Below are 17,063 nucleotides of genomic sequence, written 5' to 3' on the forward strand. Positions count from 1 at the left end.
AAGGATCGGAAGCCATTTTTTACGTTGGATGTGGTGTCGGTCCCCACACCCAGTTCCGTTCCGAAAGTCCCGTTGAGCGGGTTCCAGAACGACGGGGAGAGATCTTCAAACCCCGGATTTCCGATGATATTTTGCCCGTAAGACACGCCGCAAAAGATCAGGGAAATCGCAAGTAGTAACAGTGTCCCCTTTTTCATCATTCCTCCTTGTTTCTAGTTGACAACCAGTACATATTTTAATTCCCGGATATTTTCAGGGTACACACCCCTTTTCTCTGCAGCGTAAAGGAGATCTTGTCAGGAGCTTCCTTTTGGCAGGGAAGGGATGATGCATCCTGTTTCCATTGGGGTACATTGACGGTAAGCCGTCCCTGGACCGTTTTCCAGGCATGATTGAAAATAACGATGAGATACTGGGATCCTTTTTTCCAGAATCCTGCTTCCAGGCCGTCTCCCTGCAACGTAAAAAAGGACGGGGAAGCCACGGATTCATAGATGGACCGGTAGATATTGCACAGCTGGTGTTTCCACTCATCCTGAAGGCTGGCCAGGGAAAGCATTTCGAGGGGAAAGGGACTAAACCAGACAGTCCCAATCCCGACGGAATGCCTGAGAAGAAAAGGAGAACGAAGGGCGTCTTCTGCTATGGAAATCCCCTCATGGTTTAGAACCGGGCAGACGCTGAATTCCGGTTCTGTATGTTTCAGGGGAATTTGTATGGTATCTCCTGCATGAAAAGATCCCCAGTCTTTGGGGAAGGTGACCCGGGCCGTTTCCCGGGGGTAGAAGTCCGGTACGCCAAATTTGCAGTCTGTATCCACACCGGCCAGGGTGTGCCAGTTTGGCACCCAGCTGTCGTTGGCAAAGCTGAAATACAGCGCGCCACCCTTTTGAATGTATGATTCCAGAGCCAGGCGTGTCCGCTTGGTCATAAATTTCATGCGTGGTATGATTAACAAAGGGATTTCTTCGGGATTGAGATTGAGGATGTGTGAATATTTCCCCTCATTTTCCAATTCCTGGGCCGGTTCAAAAACCATTTGGACATCCAGGTTTGCCCGTTTCAGGAGGGAGAAGGTTTCCAGATATAAATCATACCATTGTTTGAATTCCGGTTGAAACTGAAAAGGATAGCTATAATAGTAATTGGAGGGGATGAAGAGACCTACGGGCTTTTGACAGGATATTTTTTGGTAAGGGACAAGGTCTGAAAGCATTCTGGCAAATGCTGGAAACTCCCGGGCTGCCGGTTTCATTGAATTATCCTTGCGGATGATACCGAAATGTTCTTCAAAGGGGTGATGGGAATAGGGGCGTTCATCCGTAAAATCAAAATCATTCAGACACCAGCTGAGAGTTCCGCCGGCATCATTGATCAGGGCGCTGTAAAAAACGGAACGGTAGTAAGCGGCCTGATTTGCTTCTGAACAGAGGGTAGTGGATGTGCCGAACTCCTCTACGATAACCGGTTTCCCCCATGGTTTGGCCATGGCAAGGCGGAAAGCAGTTGTAAATGTATGGTGCCAGGGACTCGTTCCCCGGGGATAATAATGTAACCCGGCAAAATCCTGATAAAGATTGAGTTTTCGAAGGTGATAAGCGGTTTCTTTGCCGATGATTTCCGGACTCCAGGCACCGTCTCCGATACTCACAGGCCGGTGGGGATCTATTTTTTTGATGGCTCCGATGATTTTTTTAGCCCAGATGGCGACGGCGTTTGGATCTGTTTCCTCAGCATAATTGGGCAGTTCGTTGGACAGCAGCCATGCACAAACGGATGAATAGGACTGACACTCACGGACAAGGGTGCAGATATAGTTTTCAGTGATCTTGTATACTTCCGGATCACGGATGAAATTTTTTCCCTGACGCCAGGGAATATCCCAGTTTTCGCCGGACATGTGACCGACAATAAAGGAGGGCATACAGGATATCTCATGATAATCACAAAGGCTCAGAAAATGTTTGAGCCGTTCCGTCATAAGAGGGATAACCGCCCCGGTTTCGTCCGTAAAATCCGGCATCATCAAAAAGGGACGAAAGCAGTTCATGCCCAGTTTCTTCATCCGGAGGATATCCTTTTCCAGGGCTTCCGGGTTCCACCGGCTCCACATGTGAATAGCGGAATCTGTCGGCCAATAATTGATACCCAGTAAAAAGGGCAATGCTTTATCTTTGGTTTTAAAAATCGATTTGGCCACAGACGGTATCCCCTCAATGTTTATGTTTTATTGACTGCTTTCCCGGAGAATCAAATCAACGGATATAGTCCGTGTTTGGGGCATGATGTTGGGATTATGTATACGCTCATACAGCAATTTGTATGCTTCTTTTCCGATATCCAGTTTGGGTACGCTGACGGTGCTGAGTTTTGGAGAACTGAATTCGGCAGGGGGGATGTCGTCAAAACCGATGACGGCCACATCCCCGGGGATGGTTTTGCCCATGGACTGGATTCCGGAGAGGACTCCCAGGGCGGTGGTGTCGTTGCAACAGAAGACACCGTCTATTTCCGGCCGGGATTTAAGGAGTTTTTTAATGCCTTTTTCTCCGATGGTCCGGGATGTTTCCACATCTTCACAATAGCTGTAAGTCTCCAGATAGGAATTGTTCAGAAGTCCATGTTTTTCCAGGGCATCCTTGTATCCCCGGTACCGCTCCTTAATGGAAGGGTGGATGAAGGTCCCCCCCACAAAGGAAATATGCTTCCGGCCTTGTTCAATCAAAGATTCCACTGCCCGGAATGCCCCGTTGTAATTATCTATTTTGATGGTATTATAATTTTTTCCCGGGACTTCATAATCAACGAGGACAAAGGGAATGGCGTGTTTATCCAGGTAGCGAATCAGTTCCAGGGGGACCCGTCCTGCCAGGGCTACGCCGTCCACATCGTTATACTGTAAAAAACGGGGGAGGTCTTGCCGGGGATCAAAATGATCGTTGACGGTGGTCAAAAGGATGTAGTAATCATTTTTCCGAGCGGCATACTCCATCCCGAGAAAAACCTGGCTGTAAAACATTTCCACTTCGGAAAAATGGCCTTCCCAGAGAATGTATCCGATGTTGCCCGTCTTCTGAGTTGCCAGTTTTCGGGCGGAATGGAGAGGTTTGTAATCCATTTCTTCAATGATGGATAAAATTCTTTCCCGGGTTTCATCCGCCACATATCCCCTGCGGTTCAGGACCAGTGAGACGGTGGAAATGGATACACCGGCTTTTCTGGCAATGTCTTTAATTGTTGTTGCCATGGATATCTCATTATTTTTATCGAAACGTTTTAATTTATTTTATCATATTTTCCTTGTCAAGCATTATATTATCCCTAGGGTAAAATGTTGAAAACGGCTTAAATTGTGTACAAATGATAAACGATATGAAAAAGAAGGCAGGGATACGATAAAGCGGGGACATATTTTATCGGACAAAATTGTGTTATCACCTGTGGATATTGACCTGAACCGGTGTCCGATCCATGTGAAAACGGGACTTGAAACATTTATTCTGGGAGCCTTCAATCCGGGGATGACCCGTCTTGCCAATGGGAATCTCCTCCTCATGGTACGGGTGGCCGAAGCCATCCGGGAGCCCATAAAAGAGGGACGTTTTCGTTTTATCCGCTGGTCGGCGCCGGACCGCTATGTCGTCGAAGAGCACCCTACGTATCAACTGGATACCAGCGATCCCCGGAAATTCCGATTTCTGGAATATGAGCACATCCATGTCTTCGGTCTGACATCCTTTTCCTGGCTTCTCCCCGTGGAACTGAGTCCGGACGGCCTGACGGTATTGAATATTCATTATGACAAAATTATTGAGCCGGCTGCAACTTATCAGGAATATGGTATCGAAGACCCCCGGATAACAAAAATCGGTTCAGAATACTTTATGACCACCTGCTCTGTAAGTTCTGAGCGTCATTCAACCACCCTGTACCACTCATTTGACGGGCTCCATTACACGCTGAAGGGCATCATCATGGATCATCAGAACAAGGATATGGTCCTCTTTCCACAGAAAATCAACGGCACATATTATGCCCTGACGCGCCCCCTGGGGGAACTGTATTTTACAACCGGCTCCGAGGGAAATATTCTCCCCGGTCCCTCTATCAATTTGTCAGAATCGCCTGATTTATACCACTGGAAACCGGTGGAAAATGTATTCATTCCGGCCAGGCGGGACACTCTGATCTCGTACAAACTGGGGGGAGGGGCTCCACCTCTGTTAACGGATCAGGGCTGGCTGTGTCTTTTTCACGGCGTTGAAAAATACGGCACCGTGGGAAAATACCGCACCTTCTATGCCATCCTGGACCGCCATCATCCGGAAAAGATCATTACATTAAATGATAAATCGCCGGTCCTGGAATCCGATCCCTCTTTGACAGCCGTTCTTTCCGACTGGATTTACCTGACCGATGTGGTTTTTACAACCGGTGTTGAAGAGGATGAAAACCGGCTCATTGTCGCTTCCGGTGAATTGGATCTGACCTGCCGGATTACCCATCTGGACCGGTCTTTTTTTGAAAAAACGTGTTAAACCGAAATAAGCAAAGGGTTTGCCATGGCTCAGATTGTACTGAAAAACATCGACAAAACATTTGATGAACGCCGGAAAGTCATCGACAATTTAAATCTGACAATCCGAGACGGGGAATTTCTCGTTTTGGTCGGGCCGTCCGGATGCGGGAAAAGCACGACGCTCCGCCTGATTGCCGGTCTGGAATCGGCGACGGCAGGGGATATCTTTATTGGCGAGACCCTTGTGAATCATATTCCGCCGAAAGACCGGGACATCTCCATGGTTTTTCAGAATTATGCCCTCTATCCCCACATGACGGTCCATGATAACATTGCGTTTGGACTGAAACTGAGAAAGTATCCGAAAGAAGAAATAGAACAACGGGTTCAGGAAGCGGCGGATATCCTTGAAATTCATTCCCTTCTGAAAAGAAAACCCAAACAATTGTCCGGCGGACAGCGTCAGCGGGTAGCCCTGGGACGGGCGATTGTGCGAAAACCCAAGGTTTTTCTCTTTGATGAACCCCTGTCCAACCTGGATGCCAAATTACGGGTCCAAATGCGGGCTGAAATCAAGAAACTCCACCGGCAGCTGAAAATCACTATGGTCTACGTGACCCATGATCAGATTGAAGCCATGACCATGGGCGACCGGATCGCCATCATGAAGGACGGAATTATCCACCAGCTTGACACCCCCATGGAAATCTATCAAAAACCGGCAGACCTTTTTGTCGCAGGCTTTATCGGGAGTCCCTCCATGAACTTCATACCTGCTGTGATCACGGAAAACAAAACCCTTTATTCCAAAGATATGGACCTTGTCTTTGATTTTCCCGAATCCTGCAATGCGGTTTTGAAAAAGGAGGCACAAAAAGCGGTGATCGTCGGTATACGTCCCGAGCATCTGTACATAACGCCGCCGGACAAGAAGGCCGTACCCCTTCAGACCCGGCTGGACCTGATAGAGCCTTTGGGAAATGAAACCATCCTCTATATGACCCGGAATGAAATCCGCCTGCACTGTATTACTGGGGCTTTTGATCCCCTTATGGAAGAACTGAGCCACATGGATCTCTATCCGGATATGTCCAAAGCCCACCTTTTTGATGCAGAAACGGGAAAACGATTATAAATCCGCCCTTTTCTTAAGAAACGGACTTCTTTAAATTCATACACGTTGAAGCAGATAATCACAATTGATGAATCATGTGAACACCCGATCCGGGAATGCGATTGTTTTACCGGTGTTATTTTGTAACGGATAAACCGCCCCCTCCCATTTTAACATAATCCGCCGGGTCATTCCGGTGGAGAAAAGGCAGCCTCGGCCATGAAAGATCTGAATAAAAAAGCACTCTGGTCCACCCTTGCGATTTCCCTGGCGGTTTTTATCCTCATGTGCCTTTTCAGCCTTACGGATATTTACAGGGGCATGCGGTATGCCGTAACGGATTTCAAATGGCACCTTTTGTCGGAAAAAGAGGCTCCTGATACATCCTTCCTGATGATTGCCATTGATGATGCCTCTATCAGTTATTTTGCAGACCGGTACAATATCACCTGGCCCTGGCCCCGGCAGTTTTACGGAATTGTGTTGAATTACCTCCGGGAAGCCGGTGCCCAAACGGTGGTTTTCGACATGCATTTTTCTGAACCGGACCAGCAGCGGATAGAACTTTCTGCCGAAGCGTCGGACAGGGACTTTGGAGAAGCCATCGCCGCCTTTCCCCATGTGGTCATGGGAGCCATGCTGACCGATTCTCTCTATCGCCGGGGGATTTTTGAAAGTGCCGGAAAGTTTCAGTTTGCCGGATCCGAAGCGCTGCGTCTTCCGGCTTATGGCGGAATCCGTTTTCCCATCCCGGTTTTGGCCCGGGGACTCGAACGCATTGGCACAACCCATTTTATTACGGATTCGGACGGGATTTGTCGCCGTTTGCCCCTCATGGTTCGCGCAGGTAAAGAGATCTATCCCCAGCTGGGACTGGCAGCTTATCTGGAATCCTCAGGGGATTCTATTCTGTCCTACGATGCAGGAAAAAAGCGCTTAATAACGCGGAAAACATCCATTCCCCTTTCAGCACGCGGTGAATTCCCAATTTTCTGGTATGGCCCCGGTGGTGAATCAGGGGTTTACCGGTACGATTCCTTCCACGCGGTTTTTCTTTCTGCAATCCGTGCCCGGTCCGGTGCAGAGCCCATTATTCCTCCCGGGGACTATGCCAATAAAAAGATTATGATTTGTGCCTCTGCAGGGGGATTGCTGGATTTAAAACCCACACCCTTTACATCCGTCCAACCATATCCCGGCGGTGAAATTCACCTCACCATCTGGCAAAACCTCACGGAAGGCGATGCACTGGTATCCTTTCCAGACTTGTGGGTAAAAGTTTTTACCCTTTGTTTTCTCCTGTTTCTTGCGTTTATCATTCTCAACCGTAAATTCAGCATATCGGTACTACTCGCTTTAGCCGGTGCCATGATTTTTGTTCTGATCTCCCTGGGAATTTTCAAGTATCAGCACATCGAAATGGATCTTCTCTTTCCGGTCCTGGGGATTTTACTGACAACCGGATCATCGGCCATGTACCGGACCCTTACCGAAGGTCGGGCAAAACGACAAATCCGCTCCCTCTTTTCCCGATATCTCAGTTCGGATGTCATCAGCCTTTTAATGGAAAATCCCGAACGGGTCGATCTGGAAGGGTCGGAAGTGACCGGAACAGTCCTCTTTACCGATCTACAGGGCTTTACCACATATTCGGAACAAAAATCCCCAAAAGATGTGATCCGGGTTTTAAATAACTATTTTGAAACGATTTCATCCATTGTCCTGGATTTCGGGGGACTCCTGGATAAATACACAGGGGATGGGATCATGGCCATCTTCGGGGCACCCATTCCCCGCTCCGATCATGCCAAGGCCGCTTGCGAGGTGATTTTGAAGTTTCGGGAAAAGAAAATCAATGACCTGATTCCCCTTCCGTCCGGAAACATTCTAACCCGGATCGGAATCAGCAGCGGCCCCATGGTGGTGGGGAACCTGGGCAGCGCCCGACGGATGGATTATACAGCCGTAGGTGATACGGTAAATTTGTCTGCCCGTCTCGAAGGGGTAAACAAATCCTATGGGACCACCAACATTATGAGCGAGTTCACATGGGAATACGTGAAAGATGATTACATTTTCAGAGAATTGGATTACATCCGGGTTAAAGGGAAAAATCTGCCCATCCGGGTTTTCACGCTGATAGGGCGAAAAGGAGACCTTTCACCGGAGGAGCTTGAAATTGAAAGCATGTTTAAAGAAGCCATGCAGTGGTACCGGAAACGGAACTGGCGGAAAGCCATAACAGCTTTCCAGGAGATTCTCCGCCTGGACCCGGAGGATAAACCTTCGGCGGCTTTTGTGGATCGGTGCATGTTATTGAAGAAAAACCCGGACCTGGTGGATGAATCCGGTGTGTTTACTTTTAAAACAAAGTAGAGGGGATTATGAAAAAGAGTCTTGTTTTCATGATAGTGTGCGGATTTCTTTCCGGATTGTCCGCAGAAACCATTCAGCGCAGCAATGTTTCACTCCGTGAAGGAGCCGGTGCCTTTTTCCCCGTTGTAAAAATTTTAAATAAAGGGGATGATGTCTCTGTCCAACAAAGCGGAGAGCTGTGGATTCAGGTGAGCACATCAGATCAGAAATCTGGTTGGGTTTCGGCCATGGCATTTGAAAGCGGAGCCGCATCCATTGATTATGGGGTGATGGCGGATGACTGGACTGACCGGAAGGCTTCCAAAACCATGGTGAATGCTGCCGTTAAAGGGTTTTTTGAAAATCAGTTTGAACGGGAGGGAATCCTGAATAAATCCGTTATGGACCAGCCGGTCCGGCGGACATTCAATCCGCAGGATTACCTGATATTTCGTGAAAACACTTATCACACACGCTGGTCTCCAAAGCGTTTCCGGCGCAAGTACCGCTTGAAACAGAACAAAGGATTTGTCATTGATGAAACACTCTTTGCCGTAAGTGCCTATACGGCCGGCAGGCTGACAGCTCCGGGACTCATCCGCGATACGCGTCTGACGGCCTATGTGAATCAAATCGCCCAACTGATTGTTGAGAATACGGAATTTTATGACCTTCCAGTGACCGTGCACATTGCTGATACCGACGAGATCTATGCCAATGCACTGCCCATCGGGGTTATCGTCATTTCGAAGGGCATGCTCAAACAGATAGACAGCGAACACGAACTGGCATGTCTGATCGGGCATGAAATTGCCCATGTCACCCTGGGACACGGAGAGACGGAAATGGGGAAACGGAAAGTGAAATTCCGGGCTGAAGATGCTTTTGGCGAGCTGGATGAAGCCTTTGGTACGGATACGAAAGAGATGGATGCTCTGGCAGATGAGATGTATGAACGGGCGATTAAAGGGCGTAAAGAAGAATATGAAGCCGAAGCGGATGTACAGGGAGCCATCTATGCCTACAGGGCAGGCTATGAACCGGACGGTATGCTTTCTCTGATGCGGAAACTTGAAACAAAAATTCCCCGGAATCCCGACCCCGATGATATCCGCCACTGGTTTCCCTACAGTTTTAGAAATCGCCTGAAACACCTGAGCGGTTTTATTGCGAAAGAATTAAAAACAAACGAGCACTATGTTAAAAATGAAAACCGGTATCGGATGATCACCGCCGGATTATAAAATCCTGTTCAGCATCCGGTCGCACATATCCAGCATAAAAGACCGGATTTGAGGATTCACTAAGATAGCAAAACCTTCTTGGGCCCGGGTAGTCTTCTCCCGGGCCATTTTTTTTGCCCTGGAGATGATAGCCTCAGAGCGAAATCCGTTGTAGATGGTTTTGAATGTTTCCGGAGTCCGTTCCCGAGGGAGTGCGCCGACCTGTTCTTCATACAGCAGATAAGGCAGGGTCTTTTTGCCGGACAGAAAATCGGTACCTACCGGTTTTCCGGTGATATCTTCATCTCCCGTCACATCCAGAATATCGTCAATAAACTGAAAGGCTACACCCAGCATAAGTCCGGCTTCTCCCAAACGATGTTGATCCTCTTCTGTGGCTCCCGCCAGCATAGCCCCGGAAATGCAGGCGCTACGAAACATGACGGCGGTTTTACATTGGATAATATCCAGATATGTTGAAAAATCGAGTTCTTCAGGAGGGGTTGTTTCTTCCAGCAATTGGCCTTCTGCCATTTTACGAAGATCTGAAACATTTTTCCGGATCAGCTTTTCCGGTAAACCCGATGTGAGGGCATAAGCCTCCACAAAGAGGTAATCACCGGCAAGAACGGCAGAGGGAATGCCGTGAGAGGCATAAATGGTGGGAGCTCCGCGGCGTACCAGGGACTGGTCAATCAGGTCATCATGAATCAGAGTTGCCGTGTGAATGAGTTCCAGGGATGCCCCGGCCTTGTAGGCATCCCGGACAGCTTCTCCGGGGCCCTCCATTCCACGGAAAACAGCCATTAACACAAGAGGCCGTATCCGTTTCCCTCCATTTCGAATCAAGGTTGCGATCATGGAATTCATGGGAGGATATGCTGATTGTCCCCGTTCCCGAATCAGGGCTTCAAACATGTCCAGATCCCTCTGCAAAACAGCCGGAAGGGAATTAGGACCGGGGAACGGTCTTCTCAGGGGATGTTTCATACTTTAAATTTATCAAATATACAGGGAGAAACAAACCGGAACTGAATGGGTTCATGAGTTCATGGGTTTCCCGATACGCTTTGCTTCAGGGACTGTCGCTTCGCTTTGGCACAGGTTTATGGATAAAAAATTGATTTATCAGATTATTTCAGGAGAAAGACATGATAAATGATTATATTTTTCACAGTATTTAAACGAGATAAGAGGCACAAAATGAAAAAAGTATTCAAATTGAGTATTGTTTTCACAATGTTTATGATCACCCTTTCCTGTTCACAGAAAAGTATGGATCCTCCCGTTGCTCCGCGGATTGAAAAAAAGGTGGAAGCGTTCGGAGATATACGGGTGGATTATTACGACTGGCTGAAAGACAAACAGGATCCGAAAGTTATCCATTATTTGGAGGCGGAAAACGCCTATGCAGACTTTATCCTGAAGGATACCCGGAAATTGCAGAAAAAACTGTACAGAGAAATGATCGGGCGGATGCAGGAAACGGATATGTCCGTTCCTGTGAAACACGATGATTTCTATTATTACAGCCGGACGGAAAAGGGAAAGCAATACAGTATTTATTGCCGGAAAAAAGGGTCCTTGGATCACAAAGAAGAGATCTATTTTGACGCAAACAAACAAGCGGCAGAAAGTGACTTTTATTCATTAGGACTTTTAAGTGTTTCTACCAATCATCAGATACTTGCCTTTTCTGAGGACAGGAATGGTTCGGAAGTCTACACGTTGCGTTTTAAGAATCTGGAAGACGGCTTCCTTTATCCTGAAGTCATCGACAGTGTTGCAGGTGGTGTATGGGCTGTAGATAATAAGACCTTCTTTTACTCGACAATTGATTATACCTACCGTCCATGGCGGGTTTACAGGCATGTTTTGGGAACACCCGCCTCGGAGGATGTTCTTGTGTATGAAGACCCGGATATGGCCTACTATGTGGATGTGGACCGTTCAAAGGACAGGCAGTACATTTTCATTACGTCCGCCAGCAAGATCACGACGGAAGTCCATTACCTGGAAACCCGTTATCCTGAAAAGGATTTTACCCTTTTTGCCCCCCGGGAGAAGGGAAGGGAATACAGCCTGGAACATCGTGACGGGTTTTTCTATATCCTGACAAACCAGGATGATCAGAAAAATTTTGTCATCCTCCGTCAGCCTGTTTCGGCGCCGGCTTTTACACAGACAGTCACGGTGTATGACCACAATCCGGATGTGAAAATTACCGGTTTGGACATGTTTAAGGATTATCTTGCGGTATACAGAACCGGCAATGCCCGGGCGATGATTGATGTGTACACCTTCGGGGATGAAAAAGCACACACCATTCACTTTCCGGAAAAAACGTATACAGCCCGGGGGACAGGCAATCCGGAATATGACTCAGGCGTTCTGAGAATTTACTATACATCCCTTCTCACACCCGAGACGATTTATGAATACAACATGGCAACCCGGGAACTGTCTCTGCTGAAACAAAAGGAAGTCCGCGGCGGCTGGGATTGTAATGATTACGAAACAGACCTTTTATGGGTTACAGCCAGTGACGGTGCGGAAATACCCGTTTCAATCCTCTATCTGAAAGGATTTAAAAAAGATGGGACTCAACCTCTTTTTCTCTATGGATACGGAGCTTACGGTATTGCCATGACCCCTTATTTTTCTTATGCCCGGTGGAGTCTTGTTGATCGTGGGTTTGCCTATGCCGTCGCCCATATCCGGGGGGGCGGAGCCAAAGGCGAATACTGGTATGAAGACGGCAAATGGCTGAAGAAAAAAAACACATTCACCGATTTTATTGATGTGGCTGAATATCTTGTCCGGGAAGGCTATACGACTCCTGAAAAACTGGCAATAGCCGGCGGGAGTGCCGGAGGACTTTTAATGGGAGCCGTTGTCAATATGCGTCCGGATCTTTTTGGGGTTGTGGTGGCCAGTGTTCCCTTTGTGGATGTCCTCAACACCATGTCTGACCCCGATTTGCCCCTCACCGTGACCGAATATGACGAATGGGGCAACCCGGGCATCGAGACATATTACCGCTACATTAAAAGTTATTGTCCATATACCAATGTAAAAGCACAGGAATATCCTCCCATGATGATTACGGCCGGACTGAATGATCCCCGGGTTTCCTATGCCGAGCCGGCCAAATGGACAGCCAAACTCCGCGCCCTGAAAACAGACGATAATCCCCTGATTCTGAGAACCAACATGGGAGCCGGACACGGTGGTGCATCAGGGCGGTATGATGCCTATAAGGAAATTGCAGAGGAATATGGATTTATACTCGGAGTTTTGAGTGATAAACATTGAGTTGCAGCCGAGATCTTTGAGTTTTTTAGGCTGAGCGTCTTCAGTCCGACGCTTTGATGTGATCTGCCACGGAAGATAGAACGGACAGCACTTTCTAACACAAGGAAGAAAATGAAAATATTGATTACCGGTACAGCCGGATTTATCGGATTTCACCTGACACGGCGCCTTCTGGCTGACGGACATGATATCACCGGTTTGGATAATCTGAACGAGTATTATGATATCAACCTGAAATATGCCCGTTTAAAGGAATTGGGAATCGACCTGTCACCGGAACAAAAATCTTCCGAATCCTTTTCTGTTCAGACCGGAAAGCTACATTTCATCAGGGGTGATCTGACGGATAAAGAACCCCTCCTCTCCCTTTTCCGGGAGAAGTCTTTTGACTTGGTTGTCCATTTAGCTGCCCAGGCCGGAGTCCGGTACAGTCTGGATTATCCACAAACCTATGTGGACAGCAATGTGACGGGTTTTCTGAATATTCTGGAAGCCTGCCGGTACTATCCCGTATCTCATCTGATCTATGCCAGTTCATCCAGCGTTTATGGGTTAAATACAGATTTTCCCTATTCGGAAAATGACAGGACCGATAAACCGGCCAGCCTGTATGCCGCTACAAAAAAAGCGGATGAAATGCTGGCTCATACCTATAGTCATTTGTTTTCCATTCCCATAACCGGGCTCCGTTTTTTTACGGTATACGGACCCTGGGGACGGCCGGATATGGCCTTTTTTAAATTTACCGATGCCATTTTGCATCAAAAACCCATTGATGTGTACAACTACGGTAAAATGGCCCGTGATTTTACATATATCGACGATATTCTCGAGGGAATTCTCGGAGTAATGAAGGGGGAAGTTCCCCGGGGAAATCCCCCATGTGGCCTCTTCAATATCGGTCTCGGAAATCCCGTAAATCTCATGGATTTTATCCGGGCCATTGAATCCGCCTGCGGGAAAAAGGCTGAGATTCACTACCGGAAAATGCAGCCCGGGGATGTTTTAAAAACCCATGCAAACATATCTGCCCTTCAGAAAATTTGCGACTATCATCCTAAAACAGACATCCGCACCGGGATGAAACACTTTGTGGAATGGTATAAAACCTATTACCGGTTGTCATAAACAGGGTTAAATAAGATAACCCGGAAGATAGTGAAATATCTCAGCGGGCCACAAATTTCGTATAAATGTAAAGGGATGCTGCAAAAATCAAAGCCAGTACAAAAGCCCTGATAATGCCTGCCTTTAAATCTTCGAAGTACCGGTTTTTTTCTTTTGTTTCGCCTGAATCCACGACTCGATGAAACCTCATTGTTTTTTATATTAGAATATACCGGGTTTAAGTTATAAAATTTGTGATATCAATCAACTTTCAGGAAATAATATCCCGCTTTCAGACCAGGTTTACCAAAACAAAATAGAGAAACTGGGCAAAAAAGATATGCAGGGGAATCAACTGCCGATCTTTGACCGGCGGGAAATACCGGAGGAAGGGAAAAGAGAATATAAACCCAAAGGCAAACCATGCCACATAATTTTGCCAGGGGACAGTATAGTTCTGCCAGTACCAGAATCCCAGCGCCCGGGCTGCCGGCTCCATCACACTGTCAAAACCTGTCATCAATAATGCGGCAAAAAGAGCTCTGAAAGGCCAGGCATATTGGGACAGGTACAGGTTTGCTAATTGGACGGTGCCAAAGACAAGGTTAAGCCAGCTGAGGCCGATCACGAGGGGAACGCCGAAAATTTTCGGGGAAAGGGCATCGGTATAGGCATAATGCCCAAAGAAGACACCGGTTTTTTCGCCAACGATTTCCAGCACCATGGCAGTGATGAAAATTAAGCCTGTCCAAATGAAAAAAATATTCAGAAGAGATGTTTCCCTGTAGAGCGAGATAAAATAAATCAAATTCATGGAAAAAAGAAGGGCCAGGAGAGGGACGTACAGGATTTGACTGGTTTTATGAAAAAGGCCTGCCAAATGCCAAATACCCCCGAAAATCATGACAGTGTAAATGAGGATAATGAGTCCGTATGTTTGTAAAAATTGTTTCTTCATCTCTTGTCTTCCTCTTTTTTTACAACCCTGTCTTTCAAAACGATGATGCCTTTTTCACCAGCCGCAGAGAATCCATTTCTCCGGCATAAAGAGTTTTCTCCAACCTGATTCCAAAGGTAAGAAAAAGTAACAGAACAAATAAGGTGTTTTATGTATATTTCTTGCCCTTCGTATTCCTTAGAGCACCGGTTTTAGGTATATGTTACGAATCGGACCGGTTAAATTTAAAAAACGTAAAGATATTTTATGAAATAATGCTTATAATCCCCTACTGGTTAAGCAAACAGTTGGGAACAATCGCAAATTTCGGTGTGTACATACTTTTGTGCTTGACATGGAAATATCACTTTGGTAATATCTTGTCCGCACACATTTACCACGGCATGACATTCAATCAAAACGTGTATCACCCATCAATCATTTAAAAAAATGAAGGATTTTTTCTGTGAAAACAAATGAACAATCCGGCAATGCTGACAACAGGTCGTATTGCATATCAGAATTGCAGGAAAAGACCCTGAAACAATTGCAGAGTATTGCTGCCGATTTTGAAGTTCCCGGGGTTCAGAACATGAAAAAGATGGAATTGATTTTTAAAATTCTGGAAGCTCAGGCAGAGATCTCGGGAAATATTTTTGAAGAGGGAGTTCTGGAGATTCTTCCCGATGGATACGGATTTCTCCGGAGCAGCCGGTTTCATTATCTGAACAGTCCGTATGATTTATATGTTTCACCCTCTCAGATCAAGCGGTTCGGTTTAAAAACGGGACACATTATCAGTGGGCAGGTTCGTCCGCCCAAGGACAATGAGCGCTTTTTTGCATTATTAAAGGTGGAATCCATTAACTTTGAAGATCCTGAAAAGGCCAAGATGACCCGGCCCTTCGGAACCCTGACGCCCTTGCATCCTGAAGAACGTCTGAGTCTGGAACGGAATCCCAAAGATTTCTCCACCCGGATTATCGATTTGTTATCGCCCATCGGAAAGGGTCAGCGCGGACTCATTGTCGCCCAGCCCAAGACAGGGAAGACCATTCTTTTGCAGAAAATCGCCAACAGCATTCTGGCCAACCATCCCGAAGCGATGTTGATTGTGCTTCTCATTGATGAACGCCCGGAGGAAGTGACGGATATGCAGCGGAATGTAGATGCTGAAGTGGTGAGTTCCACCTTTGACGAACCGCCGGAACGTCATGTTCAGGTGGCTGAAATGGTGTTACAGAAAGCCCGGCGCATGGTGGAATTCGGTCATGATGTGATCATTCTTCTGGATTCGATCACCCGCCTGGCCCGGGCCCACAATTCCGTGGTACCCCACTCCGGGAAAATCCTCTCCGGGGGTATTGACAGCAACGCGCTGCACCGGCCGAAACGCTTTTTCGGCGCCGCCCGGAATATTGAGGGAGGAGGCAGCCTGACCATCATTGCCACCGCCCTCATTGATACAGGAAGCCGGATGGACGATGTGATCTTTGAGGAATTCAAGGGAACCGGTAATATGGAACTGGTGCTGGATCGGCGTCTTAGCGACCGGCGGATTTTCCCGGCTATCGATATCAACCGGTCGGGAACCCGAAAAGAAGAACTCCTCATGTCCAAAGCCGAACTGGCCCGGGTCTGGATATTGAGAAAATTCCTCAATGAAATGAGTCCGGTGGAAGCCATGGAATTTCTCCTGGATAAGATGTCCGCTTCCCGGACCAATAAAGACTTCCTGCGTAATATGAATTCCTGAACTGGATTTCTTATGGAGTTGAAAGCTCATATTCTGACAGTAGACGAACCCTTTATGTCTGATGCCTATACCCTGCGGAACGCCGTTCTGGAAAAATATTCAGATTCGGATTTCTGCAGCTATATCGACGGTGAATTACGGAAAAAAGTTATCTATCCCCGCATTCATTTCACCATTGTGGATAATAAGCCGGTTGTGGTCGGTATGAAAGAGGCTATGGACACAACAGATGCTTTTGTCGAACAACTGAAAACCATCCGGGTTAAAGGACATGAATGGACGGTAAAATCCGTGGAAACCATTCATGATCGCTCCTGTTTTGATAAAACGGGGACTTTGTTTATGTACCGTTTTTTAACGCCCTGGGTCGGACTCAACCGTCAGAATCTGGTCCGGTACAAGTATTTGTATGCAGCTGAACGGACGGCTTTTCTGAATAAAATGCTTTCTCAGAATATTGTATTTCTGATGAAGGAATTCGAATATTCCCCCCGTTTTAAAATATCCTGCCGCATTCGTATTAACGGGCTGAATCCCACTGTTCACCCGGAGATCGGCATGGGGTATTTTACGGGAGAATTTCAATCCAATGTCTATCTGCCTGAATATCTGGCCATGGGTTGCGGCATCAGCCGGGGGTTTGGAACCATTTCCTGTGTTGGAAAATCCCGTAATCCCAGGTATAAACCGGAATCTTCAGCAGATTAAAACGACTTTTTCTGACCTGAAAATATTGT

Annotated in this window: 14 protein-coding genes; 8 read left to right on the plus strand and 6 right to left on the minus strand. The window is 47.1% G+C overall.

Going from position 1 to position 17,063, the window contains the following annotated elements:
- From J7K63_03595 to J7K63_03605, 3 genes are all read right to left on the minus strand, one after another.
- On the minus strand, positions 1-197 hold a 197-nt coding region (locus tag J7K63_03595), incomplete at its 3' end, for a hypothetical protein (protein ID MCD6234106.1).
- A 38-nt stretch (positions 198-235) separates the two neighbouring features.
- The gene (locus J7K63_03600; GenBank protein MCD6234107.1) at positions 236-2,200 is read right to left on the minus strand and encodes a cellulase family glycosylhydrolase; all 1,965 of its coding nucleotides are present in this window, start codon (positions 2,198-2,200) and stop codon (positions 236-238) included.
- Between the two features lie 27 nt (positions 2,201-2,227).
- On the minus strand, positions 2,228-3,247 hold the full coding sequence (locus J7K63_03605) for a LacI family DNA-binding transcriptional regulator (GenBank protein MCD6234108.1): 1,020 nt from the start codon (positions 3,245-3,247) through the stop codon (positions 2,228-2,230).
- A gap of 163 nt (positions 3,248-3,410) precedes the next feature.
- Here J7K63_03605 and J7K63_03610 point away from each other — a divergent pair, with 163 nt between their 5' ends.
- From J7K63_03610 to J7K63_03625, 4 genes are all read left to right on the plus strand, one after another.
- Complete coding sequence (locus J7K63_03610; protein MCD6234109.1) at positions 3,411-4,538, plus strand: glycosidase; 1,128 nt, start codon at positions 3,411-3,413, stop codon at positions 4,536-4,538.
- Positions 4,539-4,562: 24 nt separating this feature from the next.
- Positions 4,563-5,654 carry a sn-glycerol-3-phosphate ABC transporter ATP-binding protein UgpC gene (gene ugpC / locus J7K63_03615; protein ID MCD6234110.1) on the plus strand — a complete coding sequence of 364 codons (1,092 nt, stop codon included), beginning with the start codon at positions 4,563-4,565 and terminating at the stop codon, positions 5,652-5,654.
- Positions 5,655-5,852: 198 nt separating this feature from the next.
- Positions 5,853-8,009 carry a CHASE2 domain-containing protein gene (locus J7K63_03620; GenBank protein MCD6234111.1) on the plus strand — a complete coding sequence of 719 codons (2,157 nt, stop codon included), beginning with the start codon at positions 5,853-5,855 and terminating at the stop codon, positions 8,007-8,009.
- An 8-nt stretch (positions 8,010-8,017) separates the two neighbouring features.
- On the plus strand, positions 8,018-9,232 hold the full coding sequence (locus J7K63_03625) for a M48 family metalloprotease (GenBank protein MCD6234112.1): 1,215 nt from the start codon (positions 8,018-8,020) through the stop codon (positions 9,230-9,232).
- Here J7K63_03625 and J7K63_03630 read toward each other — a convergent pair.
- Entirely contained in the window at positions 9,227-10,201 is a 975-nt protein-coding gene (locus J7K63_03630) for a polyprenyl synthetase family protein (protein ID MCD6234113.1), read from the minus strand. The two genes, J7K63_03625 and J7K63_03630, sit on opposite strands and share 6 nt — an antisense overlap.
- A 255-nt stretch (positions 10,202-10,456) precedes the next feature.
- Between J7K63_03630 and J7K63_03635 the strand changes: the two genes are divergently transcribed.
- Positions 10,457-12,526, plus strand: a complete 2,070-nt coding sequence (locus tag J7K63_03635; protein MCD6234114.1) for a S9 family peptidase — start codon at positions 10,457-10,459, stop codon at positions 12,524-12,526.
- 111 nt (positions 12,527-12,637) lie between these two features.
- On the plus strand, positions 12,638-13,654 hold the full coding sequence (locus tag J7K63_03640; protein ID MCD6234115.1) for an NAD-dependent epimerase/dehydratase family protein: 1,017 nt from the start codon (positions 12,638-12,640) through the stop codon (positions 13,652-13,654).
- Positions 13,655-13,694: 40 nt separating this feature from the next.
- Here the strand turns inward: J7K63_03640 and J7K63_03645 are convergent, their stop codons facing one another.
- Both J7K63_03645 and J7K63_03650 read right to left on the minus strand, forming a co-directional pair.
- Positions 13,695-13,844 (minus strand): hypothetical protein, encoded by a 150-nt coding sequence (locus J7K63_03645; GenBank protein ID MCD6234116.1) that lies wholly within the window; start codon positions 13,842-13,844, stop codon positions 13,695-13,697.
- A gap of 81 nt (positions 13,845-13,925) precedes the next feature.
- Positions 13,926-14,591, minus strand: coding sequence for a carotenoid biosynthesis protein (locus tag J7K63_03650; GenBank protein ID MCD6234117.1), 666 nt, complete (start codon positions 14,589-14,591; stop codon positions 13,926-13,928).
- 493 nt (positions 14,592-15,084) lie between these two features.
- On the opposite strand from J7K63_03650, the gene rho reads away from it, so the two are divergent.
- Complete coding sequence (rho, locus tag J7K63_03655) at positions 15,085-16,326, plus strand: transcription termination factor Rho (GenBank protein ID MCD6234118.1); 1,242 nt, start codon at positions 15,085-15,087, stop codon at positions 16,324-16,326.
- A 12-nt stretch (positions 16,327-16,338) separates the two neighbouring features.
- Positions 16,339-17,034, plus strand: a complete 696-nt coding sequence (locus J7K63_03660; GenBank protein MCD6234119.1) for a hypothetical protein — start codon at positions 16,339-16,341, stop codon at positions 17,032-17,034.
- The last annotated feature ends 29 nt before the right edge of the window (positions 17,035-17,063 follow it).

This window comes from Candidatus Neomarinimicrobiota bacterium (assembly GCA_021157965.1).
GTDB lineage: Bacteria > Fidelibacterota > Fidelibacteria > Fidelibacterales > Fidelibacteraceae > Fidelibacter.

Excerpts from the sequence above, each read along its gene's own strand:
- J7K63_03605 (MCD6234108.1), bottom strand. The coding sequence starts at position 3,247 with ATGGCAACAACAATTAAAGACATTGCCAGAAAAGCCGGTGTATCCATT.
- ugpC (MCD6234110.1), top strand. The coding sequence starts at position 4,563 with ATGGCTCAGATTGTACTGAAAAACATCGACAAAACATTTGATGAACGC.
- J7K63_03620 (MCD6234111.1), top strand. The coding sequence starts at position 5,853 with ATGAAAGATCTGAATAAAAAAGCACTCTGGTCCACCCTTGCGATTTCC.
- J7K63_03625 (MCD6234112.1), top strand. The coding sequence starts at position 8,018 with ATGAAAAAGAGTCTTGTTTTCATGATAGTGTGCGGATTTCTTTCCGGA.
- J7K63_03630 (MCD6234113.1), bottom strand. The coding sequence starts at position 10,201 with ATGAAACATCCCCTGAGAAGACCGTTCCCCGGTCCTAATTCCCTTCCG.
- J7K63_03635 (MCD6234114.1), top strand. The coding sequence starts at position 10,457 with ATGATCACCCTTTCCTGTTCACAGAAAAGTATGGATCCTCCCGTTGCT.
- J7K63_03640 (MCD6234115.1), top strand. The coding sequence starts at position 12,638 with ATGAAAATATTGATTACCGGTACAGCCGGATTTATCGGATTTCACCTG.
- J7K63_03645 (MCD6234116.1), bottom strand. The coding sequence starts at position 13,844 with ATGAGGTTTCATCGAGTCGTGGATTCAGGCGAAACAAAAGAAAAAAAC.
- J7K63_03650 (MCD6234117.1), bottom strand. The coding sequence starts at position 14,591 with ATGAAGAAACAATTTTTACAAACATACGGACTCATTATCCTCATTTAC.
- J7K63_03660 (MCD6234119.1), top strand. The coding sequence starts at position 16,339 with ATGGAGTTGAAAGCTCATATTCTGACAGTAGACGAACCCTTTATGTCT.